Origin of the sequence: Methylobacterium sp. P1-11 (assembly GCF_008329595.1) — a bacterium.
Lineage (GTDB): Bacteria > Pseudomonadota > Alphaproteobacteria > Rhizobiales > Beijerinckiaceae > Methylobacterium.
In genome coordinates this window covers 24,386-49,858 of record NZ_NPKS01000031.1, presented here as the reverse complement: position 1 = coordinate 49,858, position 25,473 = coordinate 24,386, and the positions used below count along the sequence as shown (strand labels likewise).

The window sequence follows — 25,473 nt, the reverse complement described above, 5'->3', positions numbered from 1 at the left end:
GTGCGTGATGACGGGGCGGGCGACGTCGAGCCTCGGCTCTAAGCTGCCGAGAAAACGTCGCCCCAAGCCGGCGGCAACCCCGTCCATGATAGCGGCGGCGCCACCGCGTGCCCCGGCAGACGCGTGGCGGAAAAGACCCCCCGCGCCACCGCCCGCGCCAGCACCCGCGCGGCCGCATCGCCCAGACGCGCCATCGCACCCACCGGATCGGCCAGCGGCACGGCGCCGGTGGCCGCGGCAAACACCAGATCGCCGTCGAGGGGCGTATGCGCCGGGACGAGGGCGCGGGCGAGGCCGTCCTGGGCTGCCACCGCGAGGCGCCGGCACTGCGCCTTGGTCAGCGCCGCGTCGGTCGCCACCACGGCGAGCGTCGTGGCCGCGCCCGGCAGCGCCCGGGCCGGGAAGGCGAGGGCGTCGGCCGGCATCCGCCCCGGGGATCCCAGGCCGCCGAACTCGTTGCCCTCCTCGAAGGGCGCGGCCCAGAAATGCGGCCCGTCACCAATCGTCGCGTTGCCGAAGGCGTTCACCGCCACGAGCGCCCCGACCCGGAAACCGGTGCCTGCCACGAGCGCCGAGGCCGAGCCGATCCCGCCCTTCAGGCGCCCGGTGCGCGCGCCGGTCCCGGCCCCCACAGAGCCCAGATCGAAATCCTCGGCCGCCGCCGCGGCGGCGGAAAAACCGAGTTCGCGATAGGGCGGGTAGCGGCCCCAATCCTTGTCGCCGCCATTGAGCAGGTCGAACAGGATCGCCCCGGGCACGATCGGCACCCGCATCCCGCCGACCGGGAAGCCCCGCCCGGCTTCGGCGAGCCACGCCGTCACGCCCGCCGCCGCGTCGAGCCCGAAGGCCGAGCCCCCCGACAGCACCAGGGCGTCGATCCGCTCGACGGTGCGCTCGGGGTCGAGAAGGTCGGTCTCGCGGGTGCCGGGCCCGCCGCCCCGCACGTCCACGGAGGCGACCACCGGGGCGTCGAACAGGATCGCGGTGACGCCGCTGGCGATCCGCAGATCGCTCGCGTGGCCGACCCGCAGGCCGGGAATATCCGTGATGCAATTCTGCAGCATCGGCGGAGCTTGCCACGCCGGGCGATCGACGCAAATGCCCGCGGGCGCCGCGGACCGCCCGACCGGGTTCTCTGGTTGGTGAGGCGGCAAACCGGATCAAGGAGCACGCCATGGACGTCGGATTCATCGGATTGGGGCGGATGGGCCGCGCCATGGCCGCCAACCTTGCGCGAGCCGGTCACACGGTCCGCGCCTGGAACCGCTCGCCGGAGGCCGCGCGCGGGATCGAGGGCGTCACCCCTGTGGCGAGCGCTGCCGAAGCCTTCGCCGGCGAGGCCGTGGTCACCATGCTGGCGGACGACGCCGCCCTCGAAGCCGTGATCGTGGCCGGCGGCCTCCTCGACCAGCCGGAGCGCCCGGGCCTGCATATCGGGATGAGCACGATCTCCGTGGCCCTCGCCCGGCAGCTCGCCGCCGTGCACGAGCGGGCCGGCGTCCCCTACATCTCGGCCCCGGTCTTCGGCCGGCCGGACGTGGCGGAGGCCGGCAAGCTCAACATCGTGGCCGCCGGCGCGGCGGCCCAGATCGACCGCGCGGGCCCGCTCCTCGACGCCATGGGCACCAAGACCTGGCGCTTCGGCGACGACCCGACCCGCGCGAACGCCGTCAAGCTCGCTGGCAACTTCATGCTGATCTCGGCCATCGAGGCCATGGCGGAGGCCTGCGCCCTCACGGAAGGCCACGATGTCCCCGGCGCCGACTTCCTCGACCTGATGACCAACACGCTGTTCGCCTCGCCCGTCTACAAGGGCTACGGCGCCTCGATCGCGCAGAACCGCTACGAGCCGCCGGGCTTCATCCTCAAGCTCGGGGCCAAGGACGTGCGGCTGGCCCTCCAGGCCGCCGAGGGGGCCGGCGTGCCGATGCCGTTCGCGAGCGTGCTGCGCGACGGCCTCATCGAGGCGATCAGCCACGGCGACGGCGACAAGGACCTCGCCGCCCTGGCGCGCGTCTCGGCGCGTCGCGCCGGACGGTAGCGGCTTTCCAGAGAGCTAAGCCTCAAGGGAGTGATCAGGGCTGCTCTTCGGAGCCCCGTTTCACAGCCCGAAGCGGGCGAAGGCCGCGCGCTCCTCGAACGCCGCGAGGGCGCCCGCGGCGAGCCCGATCCCGCCGGGGGCCCCGCCCCGGCGCAGCAGGCGGGACAGGAGGCCGCCCCGCGCCTCGGCGACGAGGCGCAGATCGACCTTCTCGCCGAAGCGGGCGCGCATCGCGGTGCGTACGTCGCCAAGCGCATCGACGAGGCCCAGAGGCAATGCCTGCCGCCCGGTCCAGACTGCGCCGGTAAACAGGTTCTCGGATTTCGACAGGGTCGGCCGCCGGGCCGTGACGAGGCCCGTGAACAGGTCCTGCACATCGGACTGGATGCGCTTCAGGCGCTCCACGTCGGCGGGATCCTCCGGGCGGAACGGGTCGAGCATCGACTTCGCCTCACCTTGCGTATGCACCCGGCGCTCGACGCCGAGCTTCTCCAAGAGGCCGTGGAAGCCGAACCCGGCCGAGACCACGCCGATCGAGCCGACAATCGAGGTCGGATCGGCGACGATCTCGTCGGCCGCGCAGGCGATCATGTAGCCGCCGGAGGCCGCGACATCCTCCACGAAGGCGATCACCGGCACGCCCTTCTCCTCGGCCAGCGCCCGGATTCGGCGGTGGATCAGGTGCGACTGCGCCGGCGAGCCGCCGGGCGAGTTGATCACCAGAGCCACCGCCTTGATCCCCGGCATTCCGAAGGCGCGCTCCAGGCTGCCCGCCACACCGCCGATCGAGAGGCCCGGCCGGATCGGCGAGACTGCCCCGATCGTGCCCGAGAGCCGGACCACGGCGACCCGCGGGCGGCGGTCCCGGAAGCGGCGTGGGAGGAGGGCGCGGAAGGAGTCGGGGAACGCAAACGCCATGGGGGTCTTACGTCGCTCGTCATGAGGCCGGGCGGGGGACGGCCCGGGTGCGCCTGTTCGGAAACTGGGCGCTTTCCGGCCGCACGCAAGGGCGTGCGTCTGCGCAGTCAGAACGGATCGAACCGTTTGCCGACCTTGGCCGTTTCAGGCGACGGCGCGCGCCACGTGCCGGCCCGGATCCGCTTGACTCGGACGGGTGCTCACACGGGAGAGAAACGATGCGACCCTGGCCAATCCTGGTCCTCCTCGCCGCGCTGCTCGGCGGGCTGGCGAGCGCGCCCGCGCGCGCGGCACCCCTTCCGGTCCCGGCGAGCGCCGAGGCTGCGGCGCCCGCCCCCGCGGTGCAGCAGGCCCGCTGGCATTACCGCCGCCACTGGCACCGCCGGCACCACTGGCATCACCGTCACCACTGGCACCGCCGTCACCACTGGCGCCGGCACCACTGGCATCGCCATCACGGATACCGCCGCCATTACGGGCATCGCTATCACGGTTACCGACACCACGCGTTCCGCGGTCGCGCCGTGGGCCACCGCCACCTCACATTCTACTAAGCGGACCGACCCGCGTCCCGGCCCAATGCGGCCGGGACGCGGCCCTCCCGACGCCCCTGTCGGCGACCGCGCCGCGACCTTGCGGGCGGCCTCGGAAAACCTTATTTAACCGTCTGATATCACTGCTCTTCCGAGAGGCCGTTCCGGCGCACCGCGCGCCACCCCGGAACGGTCGCGAGCACCGCCCGTCCGGGCTTCAGAACGGAAATCGACTTGGCCGAGAACGATCCGACTGGCGCCGCCCCGCCCGCCAGCGACATCCGCCCCGTCTCCATCACCGACGAGATGCGCCGCTCCTACCTCGATTACGCGATGAGCGTGATCGTGAGCCGGGCGCTTCCCGACGCCCGCGACGGTCTCAAGCCGGTGCACCGGCGCATCCTCTACTCCGCCTTCGAATCCGGGCACCTGCCCGAGCGGAAATACGTCAAGTCGGCGCGCATCGTCGGCGACGTGATCGGTCTCTACCACCCGCACGGCGACCAATCGATCTACGACGCCCTCGTGCGGATGGCGCAGGACTTCTCCATGCGCCTCATGCTCATTGACGGGCAGGGCAATTTCGGCTCGGTGGACGGCGATCCGCCGGCGGCCATGCGCTACACCGAATCGCGGCTGGCCAAACCTGCCACGGCGCTGCTCTCCGACATCGACAAGAACACCGTCGATTTCGGACCGAACTACGACGAGTCGCGCGAGGAGCCGAGTGTCCTTCCCGCCCGCTTCCCCAATCTCCTGGTCAACGGCGCCGGCGGCATCGCGGTCGGCATGGCCACCAACATCCCGCCGCACAATCTCGGCGAGCTGATCGACGCCTGCGTGGCGCTGATCGACGATCCAGGCCTGACCATCGAGCAACTCACCGAGATCGTCCCCGGTCCGGACTTCCCCACCGGCGGCATGATCCTCGGCCGCGCCGGCACCCGCCAGGCCTACGCCACCGGCCGCGGCTCGGTGATCATGCGCGCCAAGTCGCATGTCGAGGAGCTGCGCAAAGAGCGCGAGGCGCTGATCTTCACCGAGATCCCCTACCAGGTGAACAAGGCGACGCTCGTCGAGAAGATCGCTGAGCTGGTGAAGGAGAAGCGCGTCGAGGGCATCTCGGACCTGCGCGATGAATCCGACCGGACGGGCATGCGCATCGTCGTCGAGATCAAGCGCGACGCCATGGCCGACGTGGTGCTGAACCAGCTCTACCGGTTCACGCCCCTGCAATCTTCCTTCGGCTGCAACATGGTGGCGCTGAACGGCGGCCGCCCCGAGCTGATGAACCTGAAGGACCTGCTCCAGGCCTTCGTGGATTTCCGCGAGGAAGTCGTCTCCCGGCGGACCAAGTTCCTCCTCGGCAAGGCCCGCGAGCGCGCGCACGTCTTGTGCGGCCTCGCCATCGCGGTCGCCAATATCGACGAGGTGATCCGCCTGATCAGGACGTCGCCCGATCCGAACACGGCCCGCGAGGCCCTGATGAGCCGCGACTGGCCGGCCCACGATATTGCGCCGCTGATCGCCCTGGTCGATGATCCGCGCCACCGGGTCGCCGAGGACGGGACTTATCGCCTGTCCGAGACGCAAGCCCGCGCGATCCTCGACCTGCGCCTGCAGCGCCTCACGGCCCTCGGCCGCGACGAAGTCGGCGACGAGTTGAAGACGCTCGCCGACGAGATCGCCGACTATCTCGACATCCTGCGCTCACGGGTGCGCATCCAGACAATCGTGAAGCAGGAGCTGGTGGAGGTCCGCGAGCAATTCGCCACGCCGCGCCGGACCGAGATCGTCGATTTCGACGGCAGCGTCGAGGACGAGGACCTCATCGCCCGCGAGGACATGGTGGTCACCGTGTCGCACGCCGGCTACGTTAAGCGCGTTCCGCTCTCGACCTACCGGTCCCAGCGCCGCGGGGGCAAGGGCCGCTCCGGAATGGCGACCCGCGACGAGGATTTCGTCACCCGCCTGTTCGTGGCCAACACCCACACGCCTGTGCTGTTCTTCTCCAGCCAGGGCCAAGCCTACAAGGAGAAGGTCTGGCGGCTGCCGATGGCGGCCCCGAACGCCCGCGGCAAGGCGCTGGTGAACATCCTGCAACTGCAGGACACCTCGGAGCGCATCACCACGATCATGCCGCTGCCCGAGGACGAGGCCTCCTGGGAGACGCTCGACGTGATGTTCGCGACCGCGAGCGGCAATGTCCGGCGCAACAAACTGTCGGACTTCACCACGGTGAACCGCAACGGCAAGATCGCCATGAAGCTCGATCCGGGCGACCACATCGTCCATGTCGAGATCTGCCGTCCGGACCAGAACGTGTTGCTGACCACGGCGCTCGGGCAGTGCATCCGCTTCCCCGTGGAGGACGTGCGCGTGTTCAAGGGCCGCGACTCGACGGGCGTCCGCGGCATCCTGCTCGCCAAGGACGACCGGGTCATCTCGATGACCATCCTGAACGCCTTCGATGCCACCGCGGAGGAGCGGGCCGGCTACCTGAAGATGCGCCGCGCCGTGACCGGCGAGGCCGAGGAGAACGGCGACGCGGAGGTCGAGGACGGCGCCGAGGCGGCGGCGATCTCGCTGGACCGCTACAACGAGATGGGCGCGGCCGAGCAGTACGTGCTGACCCTGTCCGAACGGGGCTTCGGCAAGCGCTCCTCGTCGTTCGAGTACCGGACCTCGGGACGCGGCGGAAAGGGCATCACGGCGATGCGGGTCAATGCCCGCAACGGCAGCCTCGTGGCGTCGTTCCCTGTGGAGGCCTCGGACCAGATCATGCTGGTCACCGACGGCGGCCAGCTGATCCGCGTGCCGGTGGACGACATCCGCATAGTCGGCCGCGCCTCGCAGGGCGTGACGGTGTTCAACACTGCCAAGGACGAGAAGGTCGTCTCGGTGGAGCACATCGAGGGCGAGGACGAAGGGACCGCCGAGGGCGGTGCGGAGGGTGCTGCGGAGGGCGGCGACGAGGCCTGACGCGCCGCGCCCCCGCCCGCAGGTTCCGTCCGACGCGAAAATGCTCTAGGTCGGGCCTCAATGACCCGCACTGCGCTCTATGCCGGCTCGTTCGATCCGGTCACGAACGGCCATCTCGACGTGGTCCGCCAAGCCTGTCGGCTGGTGGACCGCCTCGTGATCGCCATCGGCGTGCATCCCGGCAAGGCGCCGCTGTTCTCCGCCGAGGAGCGCGCCGCCCTGCTCACCGAGACCTGCGGGCCGGTGGCCGAGGCCGAAGGCGCGGCGCTGGAGATCGTCACGTTCAACGATCTCGCCGTCTCGGCCGCCCGGCGCTGCGGCGCCGCGGTCTTCATCCGCGGCCTGCGGGACGGCACGGATCTCGACTACGAGATGCAGCTCGCCGGCATGAACGGCGCCATGGCGCCGGAGGTGCAGACGGTGTTCCTGCCAGCCTCGACGCAGGCCCGCCCGATCACCGCGACGCTGGTGCGCCAGATCGCCGGCATGGGGGGCGACGTGTCGCCCTTCGTGCCCGCGGCCGTCGCCGCGCGCCTCCGCCAGCGCTTCGCCGCCCATTCCTGAGACCAGCCCGACCCCGGAAGGACTTCGATGAACCGACGCCACGCCCTCCTCGCGCTCGCCCTCACCCTCGGCACGGCCCAGGCCGCCCGGGCCGCCGATGCCAACACGGTCTATCTCCAGACCAAGGACGGGCGGATCACCATCGAGCTGCGGCCGGACCTGGCGCCCAAGCACGTCAAGCAGATCAAGACGCTGGTCTCCCAGGGCTTCTACAACGGCCTCAAGTTCCACCGGGTCATCGACGGCTTCATGGCCCAGACCGGCGACCCGAAGGGCAACGGCACCGGCGGCTCCAGCCTGCCGAATATCCCGGCCGAGTTCACACAGGCGGCCCAGTTCCGCCGCGGCACCGTGGGCATGGCCCGCTCGCAGGATCCGAACTCGGCGAATTCCCAGTTTTTCATCTGCCTCGGCGACGCGCCGTTCCTGAACGGCCAGTACACGATCGTCGGCAACGTCACGGACGGGCTCGACGTCCTCGACAAGATCAAGAAGGCCGCCCCCGGCGCGCCCGGCGGTGCCGTGCAGGATCCCGACAAGATCGTCAGCATGACGCTCGCCGAGAAGGCCAAGTAGCGGCCGCATGCCGGGCCGGCGCGCCGCCTCGATCATCCTGCTGAGTCTGATCCCGGCGGCCGCCGCGGCGTATGACGGCGTGCCCTTCTACGGCTACGCCTACGGGCCGGGGGGCGGCTACCCGCTGAGCCTGCCCCAGACCCTGCGCGGGACGGTCCCGGTGCCGGTCACCCGGATGGCGACCAAGCCCGCCGACACCCTGGCCGAGCTCTATCCGGCGCTCGCCGCCTGCTGGCACGCGCCGGGCGGCCTCGGCCGCCCGAGCGGCGGCGCCGACGACATCGAGATCACCCTGCGGCTGGCGCTGCGGCGCGACGGCAGCCTGATCGGGCCGCCCCGCGTCACCTACGCGGCGGGGGTCGCGGGCGATCGGCGGGCCGCCCTGGTGCGCGGGACCCTCGATGCCCTCGCGCGCTGCACCCCGGCCCACATCACGCCGGGCCTGGGGCGGGCGATCGCGGGCCGGCCGGTGGCGCTCCGCTTCGTCTACCGCCCGCCGGCCTGAGCGCTGGCGAACCTGTCACGGGCGCTGGCCGGATCCGGTGCGCGCCGATACAGTTCCAACAACCGGAAGGAAAGACCATGGCCGACAACGAGACCATCGTGCTGGAGACCACCAAGGGCCGCGTCGTGATCGCGCTGCGCCCCGACCTCGCCCCGGGCCATGTCGAGCGGATCAAGACGCTCGCCGCGCAGGGCTTCTACGACGGCGTGCCCTTCCACCGGGTAATCGACGGGTTCATGGCCCAGACGGGCGACCCGACCGGCACCGGCTCGGGCGGCTCGGACCTGCCGGACCTGAAGGCCGAGTTCAACGCCGAGCCGCACGTGCGCGGCACCTGCTCGATGGCGCGGACGAACTTCCCGCACTCGGCGAACTCGCAGTTCTTCATCTGCTTCGACGACGCCCGCTTCCTCGACAAGCAGTACACGGTGTGGGGCAAGGTCGTGGAAGGCATGGACGTGGTCGACACGATCAACAAGGGCGAGCCGCCGCGCTCGCCGGACAAGATCGTGAAGGCGACCGTCGGCATCGCCTGATCGTCACTGGATCGCCGAGTCGCCCGCAGCCTGCGGGCGACTCGGTGCCTCCGAACCGCGCCCTCATCCTGAAGCGCCCGCGTCAGCGGGCCATGAAGGAGCCCTCCAGCCAGCCCCGCGATCCCTGGAGCCCTTCTTCGAGGCCCTCTCTGCGCTCCGGCACTTTAGGGTAAGGGGCGAGGGCGAGACTGAATGCGGCTCACGCGCCCGCTGATCGCCCGCTACCCCGACCGTCGGCTTCCGATCGCAGCAACGCGACTTCCGCCGCCGCCAGATCCTCCGGCGTGTTGAGGTTGAGGAACGGGTCCACCGGCTCCTCCGGCCAGGCGGCCGCCGCGGCCCCGTGGCGCGCGATGAAGGCGCCGACGCGCCGCTCGCCCCGCTCCAGATAGCCGCGCAGGTCGTCGCGCAGGGCCGTCGGCCAGAGGGCGATCGTGTAGTGCTGCCGCGCGCCGGAGGCCGCCAGCGCGATGCCGGTCTCCGACCCCGCAGCCTCGAGCCGCGCCACCAGATCCGCCGGCAGGAAGGGCGCGTCGCCCGACACGCTCACCACCCGCGCGACACCCTGCGCGGCGGCGTGCTCCAGCCCGGCGAGGATGCCGGCGAGCGGTCCCGGCTGATCCGGCACCGGGTCTCGCAGGATCGGCCCGGGGAAGGCGGAGAACCGCGACGGGTCGCCGTTGGCACTCAGCGCCAGCCCCGCTCCACATTGCGGCTTGAGCCGTTCGACCACCCGGTCCAGCAGGGTCCGGCCGCCGAGCCGCAGCAGCGGCTTGTCGCCGCCGCCCATGCGCCGCGCCTGCCCGCCGGCCAGGATCAGGCCCAGAACCGGCCGCGCCACGGCCTCACTCGAAGACGATCTTCGGCGCCGCCCGCCCGGCCGGCGCGCCGGACAGGTTCGACCAGAGCTGGGCGGCGATGTCCCGGTACACCTTGGCGTGCGGCCCGTCCGGATCGGTCGCCACCACCGGCTGGCCGGAATCCGAGGTCTCGCGGATGGTCATGTCGAGCGGGACCTCGCCGAGGAACGGCACGCCGAGGCGCTGCGCCTCGATCCGCGCGCCGCCGTGCCCGAAGATGTGCGAGGCGTGGCCGCAGTTCGGGCAGACGAAGGTCGCCATGTTCTCGATCACGCCGAGGATCGGCACCGCGACCTTCTTGAACATGGTCACGCCGCGCCGCGCGTCGATCAGCGCGAGGTCCTGGGGCGTCGAGACGATCACGGCGCCCGAGAGCGGCGTCGCCTGCGCCATGGTGAGCTGCGCGTCGCCGGTGCCGGGCGGCATGTCGACCAGGAGCACGTCGAGCTCGCCCCAGAGCACGTCGCGCAGCATCTGGGTGATGGCCGACTGGACCATCGGGCCGCGCCAGATCATCGCCGTCTCGGGCTCGATCAGGAAGCCGATCGACATGACCTTGAGCCCGTAGCCGACCATCGGCTCCATGGCCTTGTTGTCGACCACGGTCGGCTTGCCGGAGAGGCCGAACAGCTTCGGCACGGACGGGCCGTAGATGTCGGCGTCGAGGAGGCCGACCTTCAGCCCCTGCGCCTGGAGCGCCAGGGCGAGGTTGCAGGCAGTGGTGGACTTGCCGACGCCGCCCTTGCCGGAGGCGACCGCCACGATGTGGCGCACGCCGGCGATCTGCGGGCCCTGGTTCGGCGGTGCGCCGGGCCGCGGCGGCGCGACCGGCGGCGGGCTCACGGGCCGCGGGGCGGCGCTGCTCTGGGCCGGGTGGCTCTGGTTGCGCTCGGAGGTGAGGCTCGCGAACACGCCCGAGACGCCCGGCATCTGCAGGACCCGGCCCTCGGCCTGCCGCCGCACCGGCTCGAACCGCTCGGCCTCGCTGGGATCGACCAGGATCGAGAACATCACGCGGCTGTTCGCATCGACCACGACCTGGGAGAGCCGCCCCGAGCCGGGCAGGGTGGTTCCGGCGGCGTCGACGGTGACGTCGGCGAGCGCCTTCAGCACGTCGTCACGGGTGATCGCCAAAATCGTTCTCCACGGGGCAAGCAGGTATGCCAGTGCATGTAACCAAGCGTGCCGAGAACACCAGACCCCGCGCCCGCAATCGGCCGCCGGCCCGATCGCCTGCGTCCCTCTGCCCGTCCCGGGCCGGCAGCCCGGACAGCGTCCGGGTCAGTGCGGGCGGGCGATGAGGTTGCATTCCTCCATGGGGCCGCGCACCACTGTGCCGTCGCCGCGCCTGTAGACGCCGTGGCGCAGGCGACGGCACCCGAGCGGGCCGCGCAGGCGCTTCACGCGCTCGATATGGACGCTGCCGTAGCGCCGGTTTGAGAAGTCATGACCGCCGATGTGCACGCCCGGGCCGAAGCGCACCTCGGCGGCGGCCGGCAGCGCGCAGAGGCTGAGCGCGCCGAGCGCCAGCGCCGCTGCGCGACCGATCACCCGAACACGTCGCATCCGAACCTCCTCGCCGCACGGGCAAGCTGAACCAACGGGAGACTGATCCGTTGTCGGGGCAGCCTTCGGCCGGGGGCCCCCTCCGGAGACCCCGCCGGGACCGAAACGACGCGTAGGAGACCACGTTCATGCATCAGGGCAACCACCGCGACCACGAGGGCGCGAAGAAGCTGTTCGAGCTCATCAAGGACGTGAAGATCGCCATGATGACGACCGTCGATTCCGACGGGACGCTCAACAGCCGTCCGATGTGGAACAACGACGCCGACGAGAACGGCGACCTGTGGTTCTTCACCAAGCTGCACTCGCCCAAGACCGCCGAGATCAGCAAGGACAACCAGATCAATCTCGCCTATTCCGACCCGTCGAGCCAGAACTACGTCTCGGTGGCCGGCAAGGCCGAGATCGTCCGCGACCAGTCGATCATCGACGCGAAGTGGAATGAGAGCCTGAAGACCTGGTTCCCTAACGGCAAGGACGACCCCGAGGTGGCGCTGATCCGGGTCCACCCGGAGAAGGGCGAGTACTGGGACAGCCCGAACAGCACGATGCTCCACCTCTACGGCTACGTGAAGGCCTCGCTCACCGGCGAGAGCCCGAAGACCGAGACCAAGAAGGTCGATCTCGCCTGAGCCTCCGGCTTCAGGACACAGCGTTTCCGCGGGCGGTCTCCACGAGGAGGCCGCCCGTTGCCTTGACGGGCGCGTGCTCGGCATGCGCTCTGCGCGAGCGAAGGGCGGCAGAGTGCGTCACGAATGCTCGATCTGGCCAAGCGAGTCTACGATCACAGCTTCCGCATCGACCCGATCGTGCGGTCGCTGCTCGATACGGATTTCTACAAGCTGCTCATGGCGCAGACGATCCTGCGCCGGCATCCCGACATCCGGACGACTTTCGGCATCACCAACCGCACGCGGCGCATCCGCATCGCCGACGAGGTCGATGCCGGGCTCCTGCGCGAGCAGCTGGACCACGCCCGCACCGTCCGCCTCAGCAAGGGCGAGGTCACGTGGCTGCGCGGCAACGTCTTCCGCGGCCAGGGGCGCATCCTCGGGCCCGAATTCGTGAGCTGGTTCGAGGACTTCCAGCTCCCGGAATACGAGCTCGCCGTCCATGACGGCCAGTACGAGCTGACCTTCCACGGTCCCTGGGTCGAGACCACGATGTGGGAGGTCCCGGCGCTGGCGATCCTCAACGAGCTGCGGGCGCGAGCCGTGCTGCGCGGCCTTGGCAAGCTCGACCTGCAGGTGCTCTACGCCCGCGCCATGACGCGGGTCTGGGAGAAGATCGAGCGGCTGCAGAAGCTGCCGGACCTGTCGGTGGCGGATTTCGGCACGCGCCGGCGCCACGGCTTCCTGTGGCAGGACTGGTGCGTGCAGGCGATGGCGGAGGGCCTGGGCGGCGCGTTCCTCGGCACCTCGAACTGCCTGATCGCGGCCCGGCAGGAGGTCGAGCCCGTGGGCACGAACGCCCACGAATTGCCGATGGTCTACGCGGCGCTCGCTGAGGACGACGCCGCGCTCGCCGCAGCCCCCTACGCGGTGCTGTCCGACTGGCAGGAGGATTACGGCGGCAACCTGCTGGTGATCCTGCCCGACACCTACGGCACGACCGGATTCCTGGCGAACGCCCCGGACTGGGTGAGCGACTGGACCGGCATCCGCATCGACTCGAAGGACCCGATCGAGGGCGGCGAGGAGGTGGTCCGCTTCTGGCAGGAGCGCGGGCTTGATCCGCGCGACAAGCTCGCGATCTTCTCGGACGGGCTCGACATCGACGAGATCGAGCGCATCCATGCCAGGTTCCACGGCCGGATGCGCATCGGCTACGGCTGGGGTACGCTCCTCACCAACGATTTCCGCGGGCTCCTGCCGGACGGCAAGCTCGACCCGGTCTCGATCGTCTGCAAGGTCACGGAGGCGGACGGCCGGCCCACCGTGAAGCTCTCCGACAATCCCACCAAGGCGCAGGGCCCGGCCGACGAGGTCGCCCGCTACCGGCGGGTCTTCGGCATCGGCGACCAGGAGGCGCTGCCGGTGGTGGTGTGAGGGGTGTCAGACCCGGCACGGTGAAACACGCGGGCTGACGGCCGGCGACTGAATTCATTATCATGTCGGCCAATCGGAGCCGCCTCAGGCGGTCCCTCCTGGGAGAACGCCATGTCGATGAATCGCCGCTCGCTCATCGGGGCCGCGGGCCTTGCCCTGACGGCGCCCACCCTGCAGGGCGCGCGGGCGGCCGAAGCGACGAAGCCGGCCGCGAAGGCGCCCCCGCCGCACGTCACGAAGATCCTCGCGCAGTGGATCCTCAGTTCCTCCTACGACACGCTGCCCGACCCCGTCCGCCGCGAGGGCGTGCGCAGCTTCCTCAACTGGGTGGGCGTGGCGATCGGCGGCTCGCACCACGAGACCGTGGACGTGGCGGTCTCGGCCCTGCAGCCCTTCTCGGGGCCGCCCCAGGCCGGGCTGTTCGGCCGGACCGAGCGGTTCGACATCATGAACGCCGCCTTCCTCAACGGTGTGTCGAGCCACATCTTCGACTTCGACGACACCCACCTGAAGACGATCATCCACCCGGCCGGCCCGGTCGCCTCGGCGATCCTCGCCTACGCGGCGATGAAGCCGGTCTCCGGCAAGGACTTCCTCGACGCCCTGGTGGTCGGGATCGAGGCCGAGTGCCGGATCGGCAACGCGGTCTACCCGAACCACTACGATGCCGGCTGGCACATCACCGGCACCTGCGGACCGTTCGGCGCCGCGGCGGCGGCCGGCAAGCTGATGGGGCTCACCGAGCAGCAGATGGTCTACGCCCTGGGGCTCGCCGCATCGCAGCCGGTGGGACTGCGCGAGTCCTTCGGCTCGATGAACAAGAGCTTCAACCCGGGCCGCGCGGCCTCGAACGGCCTGTTCGCGGCGATCCTGGCCGCGAAGGGCTTCACCTCGTCGGACGGGATGATCGAGGCCAAGCGCGGCTGGGCCAACACGATCTCCACCAAGCAGGACTGGTCCGAGATCACCGACGGCCTCGGCACCCGCTACGAGGCGCAGCTCAACACCTACAAGCCCTTCGCCTGCGGGATCGTCATGCACCCGACGATCGACGCGGCGATCCAGATCCGCGACGCGGACCATGTCAGGCCCGAGGACATCCAGCGCGTCGACCTGAAGGTCCACCCGCTCGTGCTGGAACTGACCGGCAAGACCGCGCCGAAGACCGGCCTTGAGGGCAAATTCAGCATCTACCACGCGGCCGCGGTGGCCTTCGTCGAAGGTGCGGGCGGCGAGAAGCAGTTCAGCGACCGGGCGGTGAACGATCCGCGGGTGGTGACCCTGCGCCAGAGGGTGGTCCCGGTGATCACGCCCGGCATCGATCCCGCGCAGGTCGACATGACCGTGACGCTGAACGACGGGCAGACGTTCCACCGGCATATCGAGCACGCCATCGGCAGCGTCGAGAAGCCGATGTCGGACGCGCAGCTGGAGGCGAAGTTCGCCGACCTCGCGGCGGGCGTGCTGCCGGACGCACAGGCCAAGCGGGTGATGCAGCTCTGCTGGTCGCTGCCCGAACTCAAGGATGCTGGCGAGGTGGCGCGGGCCGGCGTCGCGGGGTCCTGACCGATACGCGAAGGCTGCCGGGATCGTTTTCAGGCCCTGTGCCGTTCCCCGTCCGCGAGGCTTCCGTTGCCCCCGGCGGTTGCCCGCGCGTGGCGTTCGGGACGCGAGTCACTGTATGGGTACCACTACCCCGGTCGGGGTCGAATCGGCAGCGCGACCCGGGACACCACTGATCCCGCCGCGGCCGACCCGAGTCGCCGCGGCCGAAACGCCGCGGGCCGCGACAGCGTCGCCGATCGTGGTCGGCGCCACCATCATCGCGGCCCTGTATTTCGGCCGCGAGATCTTCATCCCGATCGCGATCGCACTGCTGATGTCGTTCGTGCTCACGCCGCTGGTGAACAGCCTGCGGCGATTGCGGCTGCCGCGTCTGGTAGCGGTGGGCGTCAGCGTGCTCCTGACCGTCGGCATCGGGGCGGCGCTCGCGACCCTGATCGGCATTCAGGCGGCCGATCTCGCGGGCGACGTCCCGCGCTACCGGGCTACCATCGAGCGCAAGATCAACGGGCTGCGCGACTCGCCCGTCGGGCACGTCACCGAATACGTCGCTAATATCGGGCGAGCGCTCCATGGCGGCGCCAAGGAGGCCGGCAGCCCGGAGGCGCAGCCAGCCGCGCCGCAATCGGCACCATCGCCAGGTCCCGAACAGGCCCCGGCCGCGCCGAAGCCCGTCTTGGTCGAGGTCGCCACGAGCCCGCCGGGCTCCCTGGAGATGCTCTCGACCGTGCTCACGCCGGTGATGCATCCCCTGGCCACGGTCGGCATCGTCTTCGTGGTGCTGCTGTTCGTGCTGATGCAGCGGGAGGACCTGCGCGACCGCATGATCCGGCTTGCGGGATCGAGCGACCTGCATCGCACCACCGTGGCGATCGATGACGCCGCCAAGCGCCTCAGCCGCTACTTCGTGGTGCAGCTCGCCCTGAACGCCGCCTTCGGGATCGTGATCGGCATCGGCCTCTACCTGATCGGCGTGCCGAATCCGGTGCTTTGGGCGATCTTCTCGGCCCTGATGCGCTTCGTGCCCTATCTCGGCGCCGTCCTGTCGGCGATCCTGCCGATGGCGCTGGCCGCCGCAGTCGATCCCGGCTGGAACATGATGATCGCCGTGGCGATCCTGTTCATCGTCCTGGAGCCGCTGACCGGCCAAGTCTTCGAGCCGATCTTCTACGGGCAATCCACCGGGCTGTCGCCCTTCGCGGTCCTGGTCTCCGCCCTGTTCTGGACCTGGCTGTGGGGTCCGGTCGGCCTGATCCTGTCGACACCGCTTACGGCCTGCCTCGTGGTGCTCGGCCGCTATGTCGAACACTTGGAATTCCTGGACGTGCTGTTCGGCGACCGTCCGGCTCTGACGCCCGTCCAGAACTTCTATCAGCGGATCCTCGCGGGCGATTCCGAGGAGGTGCTGGGCCATGCCGAGCTGATCCTGCAGCAATGCTCGCTCTCGTCCTATTACGACGAGGTCGTGCTCAAGGGGCTGGAACTCGCCGCCCGGGATGCCGCCCGCGGAGTGCTGACGGCGCAGCAGAAGGGCGCGATGCGCGCCGCCCTCGCCGAGTTGATCGCCGACCTCTCCGATCGGAGCGACGCCGTCGGAGGCGCGGACGGTGAGGAGGGGGCCTGCAGCGCGCTGCCGATGGGACCGCCCCCCGGGTCGCTGGACGCAGCGTGGACCCGCGAAGGTGCGGTTCTGTGTGTCGCGGGGCGCGGCTTCCTCGACGAGGCTGCGGCCGCGATTCTGACGCAGATCCTGGGGAAGCGCGGCATCGGCGCCCGCGCGGTGCCCTTCGCCGATACGGCCTCCGTGCGGATCGAGCGGTTCGGCCCGGGTCCGGCGCGCATGGCCTGCGTGATCTCCCTGGCGCTCGATGGCGAGCCGACACATCTGCGCCGGCTGATCTGGCGGCTGAAGGGCCGGATGCCCGACGTTCCGATCCTGCTGGGCCTGTGGCTTGCCCAGGACGCCGGGGCGATCCGGCTTGCCGGCGGACCGGGACGGGCCACCGTGGCCGATGAGCAGGTGGGGTCGCTCCGCGAGGCCGTCGAGGCTGTGCTGGCGGCCGCGCAGAAGGATGCGACTGGCGAAGCCGGGACAGACACCGCGCCGGACACCCAAGACGGAGCGCCGCGTCTGTCAGTGCCGGCCGGAGCATGAGCCCCGGGGGCTTGACGGCCGGGGGCGCCCGCCGGTTTCGTCAGGGCCGGCCTCTTGGCCGAACGGCTTTCGGGCGGAACACGGGACGGAACGGATGAGCGTCGTCGAACTCGGCCGATTCATGGACGACTTGGCGGACGCGTCCGGGAAGGCGATCCTGCCGTTCTTCCGCGCCCAGTTCGGTCTCGACGACAAGGCCCGCGGCGGCGCGCCCTTCGATCCCGTCACCGAGGCCGACCGGGCCGCCGAGGTCGTCCTCCGGGCGATGATCGGCCAGACCTTCCCCAGTCACGGGATCCTCGGCGAGGAATTCGGCTCGGAGCGCACCGATGCCGAATGCGTCTGGGTCCTCGACCCGATCGACGGCACCCGCGCCTTCATCGCCGGCCTGCCGACCTGGGGCACCCTGATCGGGCTGACCCGCAACGGCGTGCCGGTGCGCGGGATGATGCACCAGCCCTATCTCGCGGAACGGTTCACCGGGGATGGGCGCAGCGCGCGCCTGCGCGCGCCCTCAGGCGAGCGGACCCTGCGCACGCGCCGCTGCGCGGATCTTGGCCAGGCGATCCTGGCGACCACCGATCCCAGGCTGTTCGCCGCGGGCGAGGAAGCCGAGCGCTTCCGGTCGCTGGAAGGCCAGGTGCGGATGTCCCGCTACGGCGCCGATTGCTATGCCTATTGCATGCTCGCGGCCGGCCAGATCGACCTCGTCGTCGAGGCCGGGCTGAAGCCCTACGACATCGTCGCGCTGATCCCGATCGTCGAGGGGGCAGGGGGGCGGGTTACCGCCTGGGACGGCGGCTCCGCCGCCGGCGGCGGACGTGTGATAGCGGCGGGCGACCCGCGGCTGCACGCGGCGGCGCTCAAGGTGCTGAATCCATGATGCGCCGTGGTGTCCGGCATGCCCGCACTCACCGCCAAGGCATGACCGCGTGCTGCTGAACACCCTGATCCTGGTCACAACCCTGTTGCCCCACGCGGAGGCGGGCGCCGATGCTTGGCTGCGCGCCCTTCCACCGCTGGCTGCGACCTACGCACGGGCAGACACCCAGCCCCCGCGCTTCGACCCCGCGACGCGCTCCGTGTCCAACTGGCACGCGCAGACCGGCGCGCAGCTGACGCCCCGGGCGCTGGCGGTCACTGCCTCGCTCGCCGAGGACCCGCCCTACGTCGCCCGCTGCGTGCGGCTCAACAACGGCTGGTGCATTAAGTCTGCCCGCTGGCCCGGCGAGATCGGAGCCGACGCGGAGGGCCACACCGCCTTCGCCACCCTCGATGACGGCGCCGACGCCGCCGCGAGCCTGCTGCGGCGCTACTACCGCGATTACAACCGGCGCACGGCGCTCGCCATCGTGCGCCGCTGGGCGCCAGCGGAGTGCCGCGTCGCGGCCGCCCCCGCACGGCCGGGCCGCTCGATCGCAACGCCCGCCGTTTCGGCGGCGCTGGCGCCCCGGGGCCTCGGGCGGACACTTCGGGCCCGCTATCTCGCCACGCATCGCCCCGGTGGCGCATCCCGGGGCCGGGCAGCCCTGCGGGTGCAGCCCTGGTCGCCGTTAGCCCGGATGGCGGGTCGCCCCGCCCGCCGCCCGGCCGCCGTGCCGCGGGTGGCGATGCTCCAGCCGGTGCCCGACATCGCGGCGGGGATCGCCCCGTCGTCGTCCGAGCCGGCGCGGCGATCCGCCGGCTGGCCGTCGCGAGGCGCCGCGGGCCCGGCGGCGCTCCTCGACCGGAAGGCGGAGAGCCGGGTCCCGAGCCCCGACCGGATGCTGGCTGAATCTGCGCTGCTGCCCGCGATCGCCACCGGGCTTCCGGTCCTCGACCTGCGCCTGCCGGCCCCGCTCTGCACCGGCGACGAGGTCCGGATCCAGGCCTATGCCGGCCGGATCAGCGCCAGCGTCGGCCTGAAGCCCGGCGATGACCTCGACCTGTTCGGGCCGGACGGCGTGCCGCGCGCCAATCTGGCGCCGGTGATGCTGGCGATGTCGGCGGTGGAACTCGGCACGCTGCGGGCCGGCCCGGACCTCGTCGCCGGGGCCATCGCGCGGCTGCGGCCGCTGACGTCGGCCGCCAACGGCCCGCAACCCTAGAGTTGAGCCTCTTCGAGCAGCAGGCCTTCCCGAGCGACAAGCCTTGCGGTTCGGTCGCCGCCGCGCCACCTCTGCCCGGCCTGTTCCCCTCACCACGAGCCCGCCCGTGCCCCTGATCGACCTTGCCGCGCGCGCCGGCTCGGCCGTCAAAGCCTTCGCCGAAGCCTCGCACGACCTGCTGGTCCAGCCGACCCTGCGGCTGGGCGTGACCGGGCTCGCGCGCTCGGGCAAGACCGTCTTCACCACGGCGCTGATCCACCACCTCGTGGAGACGCACGCGCTGCCGGCCTTCGCGCCCGCGCAGGAGGGGCGCCTGCGTCGCGCCAAGCTGGTGCCGCAACCCGACGACGACGTGCCGCGCTTCCCCTTCGAGGAGCATTTCGCGACCCTCACCGAGGCCCGCCGCTGGCCGCGCTCCACCGACCGGATCAGCCAGTTCCGCCTGGAGATCGCCTACGAGCGCGCCGCCGGCTGGCGCACCGGCCCCGCGACCCTGATGCTCGATGTGGTCGATTACCCCGGCGAGTGGCTCCTCGACCTCGCCCTGATCGAGACCAGCTACACGGCGTGGTCCCGGGCGACGATTGGCGGCACCCGCCGACCCGGCCGCGCCGCCGTCGCCGCGCCCTGGCTTGAGGCGTTGAAAGGCTTCGATCCGAACGGGCCCCTCGACGAGGTCGCGGCTGAGCGGGCGAGCGACGCCTTCAAGACCTACCTCGCAGGGCTGCGCGCCGGGCCCGAAGCCGTGGCGACGACGCCCCCGGGCCGGTTCCTGATGCCGGGCGACCTGGCAGGCTCCCCGGCGCTGACCTTCGCACCCCTCGACCGGCTGACCCAGGGGATCGCCCCCGACAGCCTCGCCGGGCTGATGGAGCGGCGCTTCGAGGCCTACAAGGCCAAGGTCGTGACGCCGTTCTTCCGCGACCATTTCCAGCGGGTCGACCGGCAGATCGTGCTGGTGGACGTCCTGTCGGCGGTCGATGCCGGCCCCACCGCCCTGGCGGAGCTGGAGGAGGCATTGGACGCGGTGCTGCTCAGCCTCAACATTGGCCGCAACACGGTGCTGTCGCGGCTGTTCGCGCCCCGGGCCGACCGGGTCCTGTTCGCCGCCACCAAGGCCGATCACCTCCACCAGACGAGCCACGACCGGCTCGACGCGCTGCTGCGGCTGCTCGTGTCGCGGGCCATGCGGCGGACCGAGGCCGCGGGCGCCCGGGTGGGCACCGTGGCGCTGGCCTCCGTGCGCGCCACCCGCGAGACCACCGTCCACGACGGGTCGGAGACGCTGCGGGCGGTGGCCGGCACCCCGGAGGCCGGCGAGGTGGTGGGTAACGAGGTCTTCGACGGCAACAGCGAGGCCGCGATCTTCCCGGGCGAGCTGCCGGCCCGCGCCGAGGCGGTGCTGGAGGGCGCGGTCGAACCGGGCTCGCTGCGCTTCCCGCGCTTCCGGCCGCCGCTGGTGCGGCCCGACGGGCTCGGCCGCGCCGGGCACCTGCCGCAGATCCGGCTCGACCGGGCGATGCAGTTCCTGATCGGCGACCGGCTGGCGTGACGATGTGTGCGATGCGGAGCCCGCGACCATGACCTCCGGCCAGAAACCCCGCGCCTTCCGGATCAATCCCGAGCCGGCCGCCGAGCCGACCGTGACCACGACGCCGCTCGCCGCCCGGCCGACGCAGGCCCGGATCGTGGAGGAGCCCTTCGAGATCGTCGACGCCGCCGACGGCGTCGCCGTGCCGGTGGCGCCGCGGCGGCGCTCGCCCTGGGGCGCCCTGTTCCTCTCGGCGGTGGGCGGCCTCGTCTCCCTGGGCGTCGGCCTGTCGGTCGAGCGGATGATCGCCGACCTGTTCCAGGCCGCTCCCTGGCTCGGCTGGGTGGCTCTCGCGCTGCTGGGCCTCGCGGCGCTTGCGCTGCTGGCGATCGTGGTGCGGGAACTCGCCGGCCTGCGGCGGGAGCGCAAGATCGAGCGCCTACGCCAGTCGGCGCTGGACGCCCTCGCGACCCGCGACCACACCGGCGCGCAGGCGGTGGTGCAGGCGCTCTCGACCTTCTACGCCGACCGCGACGCCCTGTCGGCGGGCCGGGCCCGGATCGACGCCGCCGCCGACGCGATCCTCGACGTCGACGACCGGATCGGCTTGGCCGAGCACGAACTTCTGGCCGGACTCGACCGGCAGGCGCGCAACGCCATCGCGACGACGGCCAAGCAGGTCTCGGCGGTGACGGCGCTGAGCCCGCGGGCGATCGTGGACGTGGCCTTCGTGGTGTTCGCGGCCGTGCGGCTGCTGCGCCGGATCGCCGCCATCTACGGCGGCCGGCCGGGGTTCCTGGGATTTCTCAGGCTGGGACGCGCGGCGCTCGCGCATCTCACCGTCACCGGCGGGATGGCGGTGGGCGAGAGCGTGATGCAGCAGGTTCTGGGTCTCGGGATCGCCGCCCGGGTCTCCGCCAAGCTGGGGGAGGGCGTGCTCAACGGGCTGATGACCGCCCGGTTCGGGCTCGCGGCGCTGAACGTCTGCCGGCCGCTGCCGTTCGTGCGGGAGGCCCCGCCGCGGCTCGCCGACGTCGCCGGCGAACTGCTGCGCTCGGCCGAGGCCGAGCCGAAATAGAGGCGGGCTACTTGGCGCCCGCGGCGGCGCGGCGGTTGGCGATGCGGGAGAACATGTTGCCGGTGTAGTCGGCGGTCTTCGGCTTCTCGGGCTCGCCCAGCTTGGCCTCGAAGGCCTCGATCCGCTTGAGCAGCGTCACGTCGTTGAACAGCGAGCTGTTGAAGTTGCTCTGGGCCCGGGGGCCGAGGGCGGTCTGCACCGCTTCGAGTCGTTCCAGAAGCTCTTTGCGCGTCACGGTGCTCTCCAGGGGCGGCTTCGGGACGAAGGACCGCCCGTGCAGCCACTGAAGAGTGGCGGTGGTAAACAGCGCGTTAACGCAACCCGAGCCGCCCCATCCGGTCGAACCACGGGGACGCCGGCCGTCCTTGCGCGCCCAGCAGCGCGTGCAGGCTCAGAGGCCCTTCAGGAACCCGGCGAGCCGCATCAGCCCCTCGGGCCAGGGTCCGTGCCCACTCGCCACGTTGAGGTGACCGGATTCGCCCGCGTCGACCGTCAGTGCGCCCCAGGCATGGGCGAAGTCGTCCGCCCGCTCGTAGCGGCAATACGGGTCGGTGCGGCTGGCGACCAGCAGCGACGGGAAGGGCAGGGGATCGCGCGGCACCGGCGCGAAGGCCCGGGCCGAGTCGGGCAGGCCCGGTGCCTCCTCGACGTCCGGGAGCGCCACCAGCAGGGCGCCGCGCACCGCCCCCGCGGGGAAGAGCGGCACCGCCTCGACGCAGGCCACCACGCCGAGGCTGTGGGCGATCAGGATGACCGGCCGCGTCGCCGCCGCGACCGCCTCGGCGATGCGCCCGCACCACGCCTCCGGCGTCGGGGCGTGCCATTGGTCCTGCTCGACCACGCGCGCGGTGGCAAGGCGGCCCGCCCAGCGAGCCTGCCAATGGTCCTCCTCGGAGCCCCCGAGTCCCGGGACGATGAGGATGTCGCAATCGGCGGTCTTCATGTCGCATTGCCTAGAGCGGACCGGCGCACGCGTCGAGACCGATCGGTCACTCTGCAGCGATCGGGCTCGCCCGCTCCAGGTCCCGGATGTGCTCGGCGATCTGCGTGGAGGCGCGGTTCTTCGCCTTGGCCTCGATCTCGAAATCCGCCCAAACGAGGTGGCGGGCGACGAGGTCGTTCACCGCCCGGTTCCACATCATGTCGGAATGGGCCGCGAGATCCCGGACCGCGTGGCCGGACTCGCGCAGGGCCGGGAAGTCGGGCAGGGCGTCCGGGTCGCATCCGGACGAGACCGCCTCGCGCGACACGCTGATATGGGCTACGGGCCGGACGCCGCGCCAGGATTCCTTCACCCGGGCGATCCGGGGCTCGTCCGGCTCCAGATACTCTCCGCCGCTCTGGACCCAGTGGTGGTGCAGGTCGAGCACCACAGGCACGATGTCGGCGAGCTGCAGCACCGCGTCGAGGCCGAACACGTTCTCGTCGTTCTCCACGGTGACGAGGTCGCGCGCAACCTGGCTCGCCCGGGGCAGGGTCTCGCGGAAGCCCGCGACGCCGGGGTCGCCCGCGCCGACATGGATGTTGATATGGGCACCGTGCGGATGCCAGCCGCCACCGTAGCCCATCCGGTCGAAGATCTCGGCGTGGTAGTCGAGTTCGGACAGGCCGTTTGCGATCGCCGCCGGGTTGCGGCTCGCCAGCAGGCAGAACGGCCCCGGGTGGAAGCTCAGGCGCACCCCGAGCCGGCGGGCCAGCGCCCCGGCCTCGGCAAGGCCGCGCTCCACGAGCGCCGCCATCTCGGGCTCGGCGTAGATCGCCTGCGCGATCGGGTGGGTGTAGCCCGGCAGCACGTTGCTGGCCATGCGCAGGAGGCGTTCGAGCGGCGGCCGCGCCCCGACCCAGGCGATCTGGCGGGCGAGAGCCTCCAGGTTGTGGGCGACGAGGCCGACGAGCTTCGCCCGCCGCGCGGCGGGCTCCAGCTTGGTGAGATAGGCCATCGTCACGCTGGTGAGGTTCATGTGCAGCGTGGCCTCCCGCTCCGCCTTGAGGGTGGCGTGAGTGCCGGGTGGCTCGTCCAGGACGAACTTGCAGCAGAAACCGAGGCGGGGCTGATCGCGCATAACGAGCACAACGCATGGAGGGCCGCGGCGTCCCCGCGAAACAAGCGGAACGGCCGCGGCACGACGACGTTGGGAGTCCCGAGCGCGGCAGTTCCGCGCACTGGCCCCGACACATGCCCCCGTCACCGTCGCGTTCGACCGGACAACCCGAGACCGGCTCGATCCTGTGGATCCTGATGCTCGGTTCGGCTTTGGTCGCCCTGGCGGCAGCACCGGCGCGGCGCGGCGTGTCGGCGGCGCGCCCCGCGAAGGAACCGCCGCGCGACCGTGAACCGCCCTCCGACGATCGGGGCTTGCAGAAGGGCGTGGCCGCAGGGGCGCGCTCGATCTCGGGGCGCGCCGCGCAGCTCACCGCCGCGACCCAACCGGAGCGGGGCCGGGCCGCCGACAGCCCCGCCGAGATGACGCGGTCCGGCTGGAAGGACATCGCCGTCCGGGTCTACCTGGAATTCAACAAGGACCGGGTGCTGGCAGTCGCCGCCGGCGTGACCTTCTACACCCTGCTGTCGCTGTTTCCCGCTATCGCCGCGCTGGTCTCCTGCTACGGCCTTTTTGCCGACGTGGCAGTCATCAACGACCACCTCGCCCAACTGCACGCGGTCCTGCCCTCCGGGGCCGTCGAACTCATCGGCGATCAGGTCAAGCGCATCGCCGCCAAGGGCAGCGGCTCCTTGAGCATCACGTTCTTCTCCAGCCTGCTCCTGTCGCTCTGGAGCGCCAACGCCGCCATGAAGGCGATGTTCGACGCTCTGAACGTCGTCTACGAGGAGGAGGAGAAGCGCAATTTCTTCTGGCTCAACCTTCGGTCGCTCACCTTCACGGTGGGCGCCCTGCTGTTCATCATTATCGCCCTCAACGTGATCGTGGTCGTGCCGGTGGCGCTGAACTTCCTGGGCCTCGGCTCGACCGCGTGGCTGCTCGCGGCCCTGCGCTGGCCGGCGATCCTGATCGTCCTGCTCGGCGGCCTGTCGGTGCTCTATCGCTTCGGACCTAGCCGGGAGCACGCGCGCTGGCGCTGGGTCGGGGTCGGCAGCGTAGTCGCGGGCCTGCTCTGGCTAGCCGCCTCGCTCCTGTTCTCTTGGTACGTCGCCAATTTCGGCACCTACAACGAGACGTACGGCTCTCTGGGGGCTGTGATCGGCTTCATGACCTGGATCTGGATCTCGTCGACGATCGTGCTGCTCGGGGGCGAGATCAACGCCGAGCTGGAGCACCAGACCGCCCGCGACACCACCACGGGCGCGCCGCTGCCGATGGGTGCGCGCAAGGCGCGGATGGCCGACACCGTCGGCGCGGCCGCCTGAACGGGGCGTCTCCGGCCCCGGCCATGGTTCGGCAACCCGCTCCGGGACTGCCGGAGACCGTACACGATCCCTATATAGCGTGGCGAAAAGGGAGATCGTCATGGCCGACACGCCGACCACCAGCCCGGAGACCCGCAGCGACGCCGAATGGCGCTCGGCCCTGACGCCGGAGCAGTATCGGGTCCTGCGCGAGCACGGCACCGAGCGGGCCGGCACGAGCTGCCTGCTCGCCGAGAAGCGGGCCGGGACCTTCACCTGCGCCGGCTGCGGGCAGCCGCTGTTCGAGCAGGGCACCAAGTTCGAGTCCGGGACTGGCTGGCCGAGCTTCTTCGAACCCCTCGACGGCGCCGTCGAGACAACTGTGGACCGCAGCCACTGGATGGTCCGTACCGAGGTGCACTGCGCCCGCTGCAAGGGCCATCTCGGCCACGTCTTCGACGACGGCCCGGCTCCGACCGGCCTGCGCTATTGCATGAATGGCTTGGCGATGAATTTCGAGCCGGCAGAGTGACGCGCGGGGTCCGCTAACCTGGGTTCGGAAACCCGGGGCGAAGCCGGGATAT

At 71.2% G+C, this 25,473-nt stretch carries 25 protein-coding genes; 17 read left to right on the top strand and 8 right to left on the bottom strand.

The genetic code is table 11. The features are described from left to right. Window positions 1-38 precede the first annotated feature (38 nt). The gene (locus CIW48_RS25440) at window positions 39-1,064 is read right to left on the bottom strand and encodes a P1 family peptidase (protein WP_149313241.1); all 1,026 of its coding nucleotides are present in this window, start codon (window positions 1,062-1,064) and stop codon (window positions 39-41) included. A 110-nt stretch (window positions 1,065-1,174) separates the two neighbouring features. On the opposite strand from CIW48_RS25440, the gene CIW48_RS25435 reads away from it, so the two are divergent. Next, window positions 1,175-2,041: an NAD(P)-dependent oxidoreductase gene (locus CIW48_RS25435; RefSeq protein WP_149313240.1), complete on the top strand. Its 867-nt coding sequence runs from the start codon at window positions 1,175-1,177 to the stop codon at window positions 2,039-2,041. A 60-nt stretch (window positions 2,042-2,101) separates the two neighbouring features. Here CIW48_RS25435 and CIW48_RS25430 read toward each other — a convergent pair whose 3' ends face one another. Next, entirely contained in the window at window positions 2,102-2,959 is an 858-nt protein-coding gene (locus tag CIW48_RS25430) for a S49 family peptidase (protein ID WP_149313239.1), read from the bottom strand. A 218-nt stretch (window positions 2,960-3,177) separates the two neighbouring features. Here CIW48_RS25430 and CIW48_RS25425 point away from each other — a divergent pair, with 218 nt between their 5' ends. From CIW48_RS25425 to CIW48_RS25400, 6 genes are all read left to right on the top strand, one after another. Beyond that, entirely contained in the window at window positions 3,178-3,513 is a 336-nt protein-coding gene (locus CIW48_RS25425; protein WP_091781982.1) for a hypothetical protein, read from the top strand. A gap of 213 nt (window positions 3,514-3,726) precedes the next feature. Next, window positions 3,727-6,474, top strand: a complete 2,748-nt coding sequence (gyrA, locus tag CIW48_RS25420; protein ID WP_149313238.1) for a DNA gyrase subunit A — start codon at window positions 3,727-3,729, stop codon at window positions 6,472-6,474. Window positions 6,475-6,534: 60 nt separating this feature from the next. Next, window positions 6,535-7,038, top strand: a complete 504-nt coding sequence (gene coaD / locus CIW48_RS25415; RefSeq protein WP_149313237.1) for a pantetheine-phosphate adenylyltransferase — start codon at window positions 6,535-6,537, stop codon at window positions 7,036-7,038. Window positions 7,039-7,065: 27 nt separating this feature from the next. Continuing rightward, on the top strand, window positions 7,066-7,614 hold the full coding sequence (locus tag CIW48_RS25410) for a peptidylprolyl isomerase (protein ID WP_149313236.1): 549 nt from the start codon (window positions 7,066-7,068) through the stop codon (window positions 7,612-7,614). Window positions 7,615-7,621: 7 nt separating this feature from the next. Beyond that, on the top strand, window positions 7,622-8,119 hold the full coding sequence (locus tag CIW48_RS25405; RefSeq protein WP_149313235.1) for a hypothetical protein: 498 nt from the start codon (window positions 7,622-7,624) through the stop codon (window positions 8,117-8,119). 77 nt (window positions 8,120-8,196) lie between these two features. Next, the gene (locus CIW48_RS25400; protein WP_149313234.1) at window positions 8,197-8,655 is read left to right on the top strand and encodes a peptidylprolyl isomerase; all 459 of its coding nucleotides are present in this window, start codon (window positions 8,197-8,199) and stop codon (window positions 8,653-8,655) included. Between the two features lie 199 nt (window positions 8,656-8,854). Here the strand turns inward: CIW48_RS25400 and mobA are convergent, their stop codons facing one another. From mobA to CIW48_RS25385, 3 genes are all read right to left on the bottom strand, one after another. Next, window positions 8,855-9,496, bottom strand: coding sequence for a molybdenum cofactor guanylyltransferase MobA (gene mobA, locus CIW48_RS25395; protein ID WP_149313233.1), 642 nt, complete (start codon window positions 9,494-9,496; stop codon window positions 8,855-8,857). A gap of 4 nt (window positions 9,497-9,500) precedes the next feature. Beyond that, complete coding sequence (gene apbC / locus CIW48_RS25390; RefSeq protein ID WP_149313232.1) at window positions 9,501-10,649, bottom strand: iron-sulfur cluster carrier protein ApbC; 1,149 nt, start codon at window positions 10,647-10,649, stop codon at window positions 9,501-9,503. Between the two features lie 147 nt (window positions 10,650-10,796). Next, complete coding sequence (locus CIW48_RS25385) at window positions 10,797-11,081, bottom strand: hypothetical protein (protein WP_149313231.1); 285 nt, start codon at window positions 11,079-11,081, stop codon at window positions 10,797-10,799. A 128-nt stretch (window positions 11,082-11,209) separates the two neighbouring features. On the opposite strand from CIW48_RS25385, the gene CIW48_RS25380 reads away from it, so the two are divergent. From CIW48_RS25380 to CIW48_RS25345, 8 genes are all read left to right on the top strand, one after another. Continuing rightward, window positions 11,210-11,713 (top strand): pyridoxamine 5'-phosphate oxidase family protein, encoded by a 504-nt coding sequence (locus CIW48_RS25380; RefSeq protein WP_024830124.1) that lies wholly within the window; start codon window positions 11,210-11,212, stop codon window positions 11,711-11,713. A gap of 123 nt (window positions 11,714-11,836) precedes the next feature. Further along, window positions 11,837-13,129, top strand: a complete 1,293-nt coding sequence (locus CIW48_RS25375; protein ID WP_149313230.1) for a nicotinate phosphoribosyltransferase — start codon at window positions 11,837-11,839, stop codon at window positions 13,127-13,129. 111 nt (window positions 13,130-13,240) lie between these two features. Continuing rightward, on the top strand, window positions 13,241-14,695 hold the full coding sequence (locus tag CIW48_RS25370; RefSeq protein WP_149313229.1) for an MmgE/PrpD family protein: 1,455 nt from the start codon (window positions 13,241-13,243) through the stop codon (window positions 14,693-14,695). 115 nt (window positions 14,696-14,810) lie between these two features. Beyond that, the gene (locus tag CIW48_RS25365; RefSeq protein WP_149313228.1) at window positions 14,811-16,847 is read left to right on the top strand and encodes an AI-2E family transporter; all 2,037 of its coding nucleotides are present in this window, start codon (window positions 14,811-14,813) and stop codon (window positions 16,845-16,847) included. A 94-nt stretch (window positions 16,848-16,941) separates the two neighbouring features. Then, window positions 16,942-17,730 (top strand): histidinol-phosphatase, encoded by a 789-nt coding sequence (gene hisN, locus CIW48_RS25360; protein WP_149313227.1) that lies wholly within the window; start codon window positions 16,942-16,944, stop codon window positions 17,728-17,730. Window positions 17,731-17,779: 49 nt separating this feature from the next. Next, window positions 17,780-18,934: a hypothetical protein gene (locus CIW48_RS25355; RefSeq protein WP_149313226.1), complete on the top strand. Its 1,155-nt coding sequence runs from the start codon at window positions 17,780-17,782 to the stop codon at window positions 18,932-18,934. Between the two features lie 106 nt (window positions 18,935-19,040). Beyond that, window positions 19,041-20,486 (top strand): YcjX family protein, encoded by a 1,446-nt coding sequence (locus CIW48_RS25350; RefSeq protein WP_149313225.1) that lies wholly within the window; start codon window positions 19,041-19,043, stop codon window positions 20,484-20,486. Between the two features lie 28 nt (window positions 20,487-20,514). Then, entirely contained in the window at window positions 20,515-21,543 is a 1,029-nt protein-coding gene (locus CIW48_RS25345) for a TIGR01620 family protein (RefSeq protein ID WP_149313224.1), read from the top strand. A 7-nt stretch (window positions 21,544-21,550) separates the two neighbouring features. Here CIW48_RS25345 and CIW48_RS25340 read toward each other — a convergent pair whose 3' ends face one another. The 3 genes from CIW48_RS25340 to CIW48_RS25330 form a co-directional block, all read right to left on the bottom strand. Then, window positions 21,551-21,778, bottom strand: coding sequence for a hypothetical protein (locus CIW48_RS25340; RefSeq protein WP_012319110.1), 228 nt, complete (start codon window positions 21,776-21,778; stop codon window positions 21,551-21,553). Window positions 21,779-21,934: 156 nt separating this feature from the next. After that, the gene (locus CIW48_RS25335; protein WP_149313223.1) at window positions 21,935-22,486 is read right to left on the bottom strand and encodes an alpha/beta hydrolase; all 552 of its coding nucleotides are present in this window, start codon (window positions 22,484-22,486) and stop codon (window positions 21,935-21,937) included. A gap of 46 nt (window positions 22,487-22,532) precedes the next feature. Continuing rightward, window positions 22,533-23,606 carry a UV damage endonuclease UvsE gene (locus tag CIW48_RS25330; protein WP_149313222.1) on the bottom strand — a complete coding sequence of 358 codons (1,074 nt, stop codon included), beginning with the start codon at window positions 23,604-23,606 and terminating at the stop codon, window positions 22,533-22,535. Between the two features lie 113 nt (window positions 23,607-23,719). Between CIW48_RS25330 and CIW48_RS25325 the strand changes: the two genes are divergently transcribed. Then, window positions 23,720-24,910, top strand: coding sequence for a YihY/virulence factor BrkB family protein (locus CIW48_RS25325; protein WP_149313221.1), 1,191 nt, complete (start codon window positions 23,720-23,722; stop codon window positions 24,908-24,910). Window positions 24,911-25,010: 100 nt separating this feature from the next. Further along, window positions 25,011-25,421, top strand: a complete 411-nt coding sequence (gene msrB, locus CIW48_RS25320) for a peptide-methionine (R)-S-oxide reductase MsrB (RefSeq protein ID WP_091782037.1) — start codon at window positions 25,011-25,013, stop codon at window positions 25,419-25,421. The last annotated feature ends 52 nt before the right edge of the window (window positions 25,422-25,473 follow it).

Coding starts and splice junctions, on each gene's coding strand:
- CIW48_RS25325 (WP_149313221.1), top strand. CDS start 23,720: ATGCCCCCGTCACCGTCGCGTTCGACCGGACAACCCGAGACCGGCTCG.
- CIW48_RS25375 (WP_149313230.1), top strand. CDS start 11,837: ATGCTCGATCTGGCCAAGCGAGTCTACGATCACAGCTTCCGCATCGAC.
- coaD (WP_149313237.1), top strand. CDS start 6,535: ATGACCCGCACTGCGCTCTATGCCGGCTCGTTCGATCCGGTCACGAAC.
- CIW48_RS25440 (WP_149313241.1), bottom strand. CDS start 1,064: ATGCTGCAGAATTGCATCACGGATATTCCCGGCCTGCGGGTCGGCCAC.
- CIW48_RS25385 (WP_149313231.1), bottom strand. CDS start 11,081: ATGCGACGTGTTCGGGTGATCGGTCGCGCAGCGGCGCTGGCGCTCGGC.
- CIW48_RS25435 (WP_149313240.1), top strand. CDS start 1,175: ATGGACGTCGGATTCATCGGATTGGGGCGGATGGGCCGCGCCATGGCC.
- CIW48_RS25405 (WP_149313235.1), top strand. CDS start 7,622: ATGCCGGGCCGGCGCGCCGCCTCGATCATCCTGCTGAGTCTGATCCCG.
- msrB (WP_091782037.1), top strand. CDS start 25,011: ATGGCCGACACGCCGACCACCAGCCCGGAGACCCGCAGCGACGCCGAA.
- hisN (WP_149313227.1), top strand. CDS start 16,942: ATGAGCGTCGTCGAACTCGGCCGATTCATGGACGACTTGGCGGACGCG.
- CIW48_RS25400 (WP_149313234.1), top strand. CDS start 8,197: ATGGCCGACAACGAGACCATCGTGCTGGAGACCACCAAGGGCCGCGTC.
- CIW48_RS25365 (WP_149313228.1), top strand. CDS start 14,811: ATGGGTACCACTACCCCGGTCGGGGTCGAATCGGCAGCGCGACCCGGG.
- CIW48_RS25380 (WP_024830124.1), top strand. CDS start 11,210: ATGCATCAGGGCAACCACCGCGACCACGAGGGCGCGAAGAAGCTGTTC.
- CIW48_RS25425 (WP_091781982.1), top strand. CDS start 3,178: ATGCGACCCTGGCCAATCCTGGTCCTCCTCGCCGCGCTGCTCGGCGGG.
- CIW48_RS25370 (WP_149313229.1), top strand. CDS start 13,241: ATGTCGATGAATCGCCGCTCGCTCATCGGGGCCGCGGGCCTTGCCCTG.
- CIW48_RS25335 (WP_149313223.1), bottom strand. CDS start 22,486: ATGAAGACCGCCGATTGCGACATCCTCATCGTCCCGGGACTCGGGGGC.
- CIW48_RS25410 (WP_149313236.1), top strand. CDS start 7,066: ATGAACCGACGCCACGCCCTCCTCGCGCTCGCCCTCACCCTCGGCACG.
- CIW48_RS25345 (WP_149313224.1), top strand. CDS start 20,515: ATGACCTCCGGCCAGAAACCCCGCGCCTTCCGGATCAATCCCGAGCCG.
- CIW48_RS25430 (WP_149313239.1), bottom strand. CDS start 2,959: ATGGCGTTTGCGTTCCCCGACTCCTTCCGCGCCCTCCTCCCACGCCGC.
- CIW48_RS25330 (WP_149313222.1), bottom strand. CDS start 23,606: ATGCGCGATCAGCCCCGCCTCGGTTTCTGCTGCAAGTTCGTCCTGGAC.